Genomic DNA, 6,647 nt, shown 5'->3' with positions numbered 1-6,647 from the left:
ACGGGGGCATCGGTAACGGCGCTGCTGGGTAACCAAGTCCAAGCGCAATGGGGCTATACAACCGTTGGGGCTGCTCAGGGTGACGCTGTTCGAATGCTGGCAGTTGCGATGGACGAACGGCATCCCCTCTTCCCGGATGTTCCCACCTTCAAAGAGCTTGGCTATGACATGACAGGTGGTGCTTACCGAGGCATCGCCCTTCCGAACACAGCAAGCGCAGAAACTACCAAAATGTGGTCTGACATGATTGCTGAAATAAACGCAGACCCTGAATTCCGGCAAAAGATGTTGGATGGCGGATTTGCGATGCTGGATGTCAACTCTGATGAAATGGCTGACTTTATGGCAGCCCGAGCGGAGGAATATTTGAACGACGCCCGTGCAGCAGGGCTGATCGAGTAGTTCAAACAAAGGGTTAACCTCGGGGGGCAGGCTCGACTATGGAACTCGGTCACTTTTTGTCAGCCATGACACCGTTCAACATTGCTTTGGCTTTGTTTGGTGTTATCGCCGGAACAATTGTGGGGTCAATCCCGGGGTTAACCGCAACTATGGCATTAGCCGTACTGGTGCCAATTACCTTCAGTATGGACCCAGCATCAGCACTTATTCTTCTTGGTGCCATCTACACAGGGGCCATTTATGGCGGCGCATATGCCGCCATCTTGCTAAACACGCCTGGCACGCCGTCCGCTATTGCCACCACATTTGACGGATATCCCATGGCCAAACGGGGCGATGGCGATCTTGCCGTTGCGCTTGCTTGCTTTGCTTCGGTTTTTGGCGGTTTGGTCGGCGCCTTTGCGCTTTTGCTTTTGGCACCACCTCTGTCAAGGGTCGCATTGGCATTTGGTCCGATCGAGTATTTCTGGTTGTCAGTCTTCGGGCTATCGCTGATCGCCTCTCTGTCGAATGGCAACCTGATGAAGGGTCTTGCAGGGGGCGCTTTTGGCATGATCCTCTCAACCGTGGGTGTCGCCGAGATCTCTGCAGACATTCGATTGACATTTGGCAGTCAGGTGTTGATTGGCGGGTTTGGCGTTGTGGGCGCCTTGATCGGACTGTACTGCATTCCCGTTCTTATCGACCTCGTAGCCGTACCCGACCGGCATTTGCAGGTTGAAGACAATGTCAAATCAGTACGCATCGGAGAAGCCTTCCGACTTGCGATGCGGTCCAAGTTCAACCTGATCCGGTCGTCCATTATCGGCACGCTTGTTGGGATTTTGCCGGGGGCAGGTGGCTCGGTTGCCGGTCTAGTCGCCTATTCTGAGGCTAAACGCACGGCCAAACCCCACCAGAGATTTGGTGAAGGTGAACCGGATGGCATTTTGGCGACTGAATCAGCAAATAACGCCACTGTCGGAGGTGGCTTCATCCCGACGCTGGTGCTCGGCATTCCAGGCACACCCCCGGACGCTATCGTTCTGGGCGCGCTGCTGGTGCAAGGGGTTCGCACGGGACCTGCGATGTTCACGCAAAGCGGCTCCATTGTTTACACCTTCATCTATGGACTTCTCATAGCAACCGTCTTGATGCTGCCCGCAGGACTTCTCATCGGGCGATACGCCTATAAATCCATTGTTACTATTCCAAAAGCAGTTCTGGTCCCTACTGTTGGCTTCATGACGATCATTGGCACATTCTCTATTCGCAACAGCATCTCTGACGTGATCATCATGCTGTGTCTTGGCGTCTTTGGTTGGGTTGTCGCCCGGTTCGGGTTTGCGGCGTCACCTATTGTTCTGGGCCTTATTCTGGGCCCCATCGCAGAGCAGGGCTTTGTTCAGGGTTGGATCATCGGTGCCGCGACCAACAACTTGGTTGGAATGTTCTTCGGACGCCCCATTTCTCAAGCTATTCTGGCCTTCACCATAATCACGTTGATTTTGCCCGTCTTTCTGGCACGAAAACAGCACAATTCGGGGATGGAGGCCGACTGATGACCCAGCCCTCAGCATCCAAATCCCAAGGCAATATAGGGTCTCTGATTGTATCAGCTCTTTTTGTGCTTATCGGGTTCGTGACCCTTTACGACTCGACCTCCTATACAGACCGTGACAGCCAGGTTTTTCCGCAAACGGTTGCGATTATTCTGATCATCACGGCCGCGATTTCGTTTGTCACACGGTTCCTGAGACCCATTGATAGCGATGGATTTGGCCGGGGCGTCTGGTGGCGCCGCATACTTCTTGTCGCGACAATGTTTCTGACCTGTTTTGCGATGCCTGTTGTCGGGTTTCTGGCAGCCGGAACAATTGCATTCGCCGGCGGGCTGATTGCAGCAATGCACGAAAACTGGACCGCTAAAACCATCGTCCTTTACTGGGGCTGCGGCGTTCTGATTATGGTCGCCTTTTTCTCGCTTTTCAAATTCGTGTTACATGTACCGTTGCCTTAGTTGGAGGGGCATCGTCAACTTGCGGGGCCTGTTCTGAAATCGTACCGACCGACGTGACGAAAGCCAAACATTCCGGCGCCTTCAAAGGCCACCGTTCCCCGCCTGAGATCATTGCATATGCGGTCTGGTCTTATTTTCGGTTTCCCTTGAGCCTACGCGATGTCGAGGATTTACTTGCGGCGCGCGGCATCATCGTGAGCTATGAGACGATCCGGAAGTGGGTTGGCAAGTTTGGTACAAAGTATGCCGCTTCCATCCGGCGGGACCGGCCTGCGCCGTCTGATAAATGGCACCTTGATGAAGTGGTCATTCCTATCCGCGGGCGCAAATTCTGGCTTGGGCGCGCGATCGACAGCAATAGCCCCTCTTGTCTTATGACTTGAGTAGTTTCTGTGAGAAGCTGGAACAGCTGCCCGGCAAACAGGCGGCGAAGCTGGCGGGCCTTGCACCCATATCGAGGCAATCGGGAAAGTGGCAAGGCAAGGAACGCATCCAGGGCGGGCGCGCCAGTGTCAGGCGGGCGATCTATTTGCCAGCCGTAGTGGCAACGCGATTCAACCCCGACATGAAGACAAAATACGAGCAGCTGATATCAGTCGGAAAATGCAAGAAGCTGGCCATCACAGCTGTGATGCGAAAGCTGATCGTCATGGCCAACGCACTGCTCCGAGACCAGAGGAAATGGACCCAAAACACGGCTTGACCAATACGGATACTCATCGCTGCAAGCAGCGACTGCCGGGCAACGGACGTTCTCGATATTCTGTTTCAATCTCGGCGCAACACTCGCGCAGCGAAACGCTTTTTTGCGCAAGCTATTCACGCAATAGGGCGGCCGCGCGGCGTTGCCGCCCCGGTCCGAGGTTCTCGAACCTATGTGGTATGCCTTTGGGGCAAGCACGACCTCACCGGCAATAGCATCGATCACTTGGCCTCAGACAAAGAACCGCGCTCGGCCCTCGGTCACGACGAAGGTCTCATCATAGGGATGCACGTGCAGGCAGGGGCCTTCTCCCAGGTTGTCATTGCCATAGGCCAGCACTGTGACCGGACCGCCCAGGGTTTCACCGTTCACTGATCCGCGCCAAGGGCCGGGCGTTGCTCCGTCGAAGAGCTTCGCCATAGCCGGGGGGCGCTCGTCCGGTTGAATCGTAGCTGGATCGAAATCTTTGCGGGTCATGTGCGGCCAAGTTCCTCTTTGTGTACAGAAATGCCTACTTATTCCTCCAAGAATAGGTCTTCATTAATGCGGTACAACTCGAAAACCTTACGCCACCGCTCGCCGACGCCGCCTTTTGCATTACGGTCAGACGGGCCCGATACTAAAGTATGCCCGGACTGCGGCGCTGAGTGTCCGAAAGACTCCTCGGCCTGCCATGTGTGTGATGCCGATTTTCCGGTCCGCCAACCGTGCATGAAAACCTGTAATGCCTGCGGCTCTCTTAGTCCCGCACAGCGGTCGTTGGCGCAGTCCGAAGCGAATGGCAGCTTTAGAACCGGATCCTAGACTGGCCATCCATTCAGAGAAGCCTGAAACCTCGTCATACATTGCTCCTTGGAGGAAGGGCGCGATCCAGAAGAACCGGTTTTTTGGTTCAAGTTGAAGTTAACTCGTATAAATTGTAAAATTAAAGCCATGAAAAAGCGTTGCACCGGGTTTTTCTGGATTGCCTCATTTTGCCTTTTGTTGTGGCCGATTGTTGTACAAGGAGCTTGCCGCCAGGCACTGGCTCTCGGTCTAGATGTGTCCGGGTCGGTTAGCGAAGGTGAGTACACTCTTCAGATGAAGGGCTTGGCCAATGCAATTTTGGCCAAAGATGTACAACAGGCATTTCTGGCAGTTCCCAGCGCACCCGTTCGCTTACACGTGTTTATTTGGGCGGGTCGAGGCGGACCTTTGGAAATTCTACCTTGGACCGAAATGGCGGACGAGTCTGATCTTGTTGAAGCTGCCACGCTACTGAGTAACCAAGATCGCCGCCGATTTTCGTCCGAAACCGCTTTGGGTGAAGCAATGGTTTTTGGTCGCACCGCCTTGGAAACTCAAAGTGATTGTTCGCGTTTGACGCTAGACATTTCAGGCGACGGAAAATCTAACGCTGGTGTTCAGCCGAGAGATTTACAGTTGAGTTCACGATTGGTCGGTGTAACGATTAATGCTCTTGTTGTCGGTCAGGGTCATGTGTCGTTTCTCGCTGTCGAAGACCAAACCACAAGTGATCTGGTCAACTATTTTGCGTCAAATGTCATTCGCGGACCCGATGCATTTGTTGAAGTCGCGAAAGGTCACCAGGATTTCGAGGATGCGATGATCCGAAAACTCTTGAGAGAATTGCAGACTTGGAAGATAGGATACTTGGGTACAACACCCTGAGCATACGCTCGAACCTTTAGAACAGATTGGCTGTTGTTTGGTGGGTCACCAACTTGAAAAACAATCAACCGACATTTCCCGAATAGAGCGCCCTTCCTTCCACATTGCTGCCGTTTCGCGCTCTGACCAACACTCTTGGACACGTTGTGCCGCGGCTCGGGCCTCCTTTGAAGTGGTCCTGCTTTTTAAGACAGTTTTGCGGCTTGCCTAAGATGCATCATTTTGGTGTTCATGCCGCGTTTCGTATTTCTGCTTGCTCGAAGTATTCCGCGTCTGGGGTGCGTTTGTCGAGCGCGGTGTGAGGGCGCTCGGAGTTGTACAACGACGATACGGAACGCCCACAATACCGATGAGCGTGATATTATTTACGCTTGGCATCCCTGGGTGGGGCGGCGTTTAGAGATATTGCGCATTTTTGAACGGGGTGGGGTTTCGGCTGTTCGGTGCCGTTTGGCGGGTCATGCACAATGCTTACCGCTGGAAGTTCCTTCTTGGATGTTTGAGAGGTCTGCCTGCGCCTCGATATCCAGTGTGGCCGAGCCTATTTCGGATACGGCCTCTCTTTGCGCATTATCCCAATTATTGGCGTATGTAGAGCCAGCATCAACTGGCGGATGCGATCTTGGTTCGCTCATTCCTGATTCGGACGCAGACTTGATGTCTTGCGATCAGAAACAAGGAGACGATCATGCGCCATTGTTACACGAAGACGGCCCAACTGGAGTTGTTCGAGCCGCAGGGAGACAGAGAACCGCCCTTTGTACCGCGATGGCAGAGCCTGCCGGACCAAGCGAGGGACCGCACAACAGATCTGTTGGCACAGCTACTTCTGGAACACGAGAACCAGAACCCCGATGTGGGCAGTACAAGCAGAACTCCTCATCAAAACGGGGAGAAGGCTGATGTCTGAGAAGATTGAACGACATCATTTAGAGCGCAAGGCGATCTTGTATGTACGGCAATCGTCGTTGCATCAGGTGATGCACAACAAGGAAAGCAGTGCGCTGCAATATGCCATGCGGGGACGGCTGACCCAATTGGGATGGTCCGATATCGACATCATCGATGATGATCTTGGCCGATCTGCTTCCGGCAGTGCCGACCGGGCTGGTTTTGAGCGGATGGTTGCAGAGGTGTGTCTTGGTAAGGTTGGTGCGGTTGCTGCCCGCGAAGTCTCGCGGTTTGCCCGCAACAGCCGCGATTGGCAGCAATTGATCGAGATGTGCCGTGTCGTCGATACTGTGCTCATTGATCAGGAGACAATCTATGCACCGAGACAAAGCAACGATCGGCTGTTGCTGGGATTGAAGGGATCGCTCAACGAATACGAGCTTGATCTGCTGCGGCAGCGGTCACTGGCTGCCCGTTATGCCAAGGCGGAACGAGGGGAATTGATTGTCGCGGCACCGGTCGGCTTCATAAAGGTGAAGGATCGATTGAACGGTGATCGGCTGGAGAAAGATCCGGACCGGCGCGTGCAGGAAGCCATCAAGCTGGTGTTCGATAAAGTGTGGGAATTGGGCAGTGCCCGTCAGGCTTTGCTCTGGTTTCTGGAACACGGGTTGGATCTGCCAGCAAAACACAAGACTGGTGAGACGGTCTGGCGTCGACCCTATTACCAAACCATCCACCGGATGATCACTAACCCCACTTATGGCGGCGCTTACGCTTATGGTAAGACCAATGCAGTGGCGGTTTATGATGGCTCGGGCATGACTGTGAAGTCCGTTCACAAACCACGAGACGAATGGCGTGCCCTGAAGCCCGGATCGCACGAGGGCTATGTAAGCTGGGAACATGCGGAGGCTATACGCACTATGGTAAGCGATAACGTTCCTGCCAGCCGCCACCACGGTGCCCCAAAGCACGGTA

The 6,647-nt window shown here is 54.1% G+C and carries 7 protein-coding genes and 1 pseudogene; 7 read left to right on the top strand and 1 reads right to left on the bottom strand.

The window, feature by feature from the left end:
• The 5 genes and pseudogenes from Q1B15_RS00210 to Q1B15_RS00190 form a co-directional block, all read left to right on the top strand.
• A partial coding sequence (locus Q1B15_RS00210) for a tripartite tricarboxylate transporter substrate-binding protein (protein ID WP_299748389.1) occupies positions 1–402 on the top strand: 402 nt, incomplete at its 5' end.
• Between the two features lie 38 nt (positions 403–440).
• Positions 441–1,943: a tripartite tricarboxylate transporter permease gene (locus Q1B15_RS00205; protein WP_299748386.1), complete on the top strand. Its 1,503-nt coding sequence runs from the start codon at positions 441–443 to the stop codon at positions 1,941–1,943.
• On the top strand, positions 1,943–2,401 hold the full coding sequence (locus tag Q1B15_RS00200; RefSeq protein WP_299748384.1) for a tripartite tricarboxylate transporter TctB family protein: 459 nt from the start codon (positions 1,943–1,945) through the stop codon (positions 2,399–2,401). Before Q1B15_RS00205 ends, Q1B15_RS00200 begins: the two co-directional genes overlap by 1 nt.
• Positions 2,402–2,454: 53 nt before the next feature.
• Positions 2,455–2,760: pseudogene (locus Q1B15_RS00195) on the top strand (IS6 family transposase); the annotation flags it as partial.
• Between the two features lie 8 nt (positions 2,761–2,768).
• Positions 2,769–3,104, top strand: a complete 336-nt coding sequence (locus Q1B15_RS00190; RefSeq protein ID WP_366141638.1) for a transposase — start codon at positions 2,769–2,771, stop codon at positions 3,102–3,104.
• 231 nt (positions 3,105–3,335) lie between these two features.
• Here the strand turns inward: Q1B15_RS00190 and Q1B15_RS00185 are convergent, their stop codons facing one another.
• On the bottom strand, positions 3,336–3,581 hold the full coding sequence (locus Q1B15_RS00185; protein ID WP_299748380.1) for a hypothetical protein: 246 nt from the start codon (positions 3,579–3,581) through the stop codon (positions 3,336–3,338).
• Positions 3,582–3,956: 375 nt separating this feature from the next.
• Here Q1B15_RS00185 and Q1B15_RS00180 point away from each other — a divergent pair, with 375 nt between their 5' ends.
• On the top strand, positions 3,957–4,775 hold the full coding sequence (locus Q1B15_RS00180) for a DUF1194 domain-containing protein (RefSeq protein ID WP_299748378.1): 819 nt from the start codon (positions 3,957–3,959) through the stop codon (positions 4,773–4,775).
• A 902-nt stretch (positions 4,776–5,677) separates the two neighbouring features.
• On the top strand, positions 5,678–6,647 hold a 970-nt coding region (locus tag Q1B15_RS00175), incomplete at its 3' end, for a recombinase family protein (protein ID WP_299748375.1).

The organism is uncultured Boseongicola sp., from assembly GCF_937988555.1.
Classification (GTDB): domain Bacteria; phylum Pseudomonadota; class Alphaproteobacteria; order Rhodobacterales; family Rhodobacteraceae; genus Boseongicola.
The sequence above is the reverse complement of the archived record's forward strand: the minus strand, read 5'-3'. Positions and strand labels throughout refer to the sequence as shown.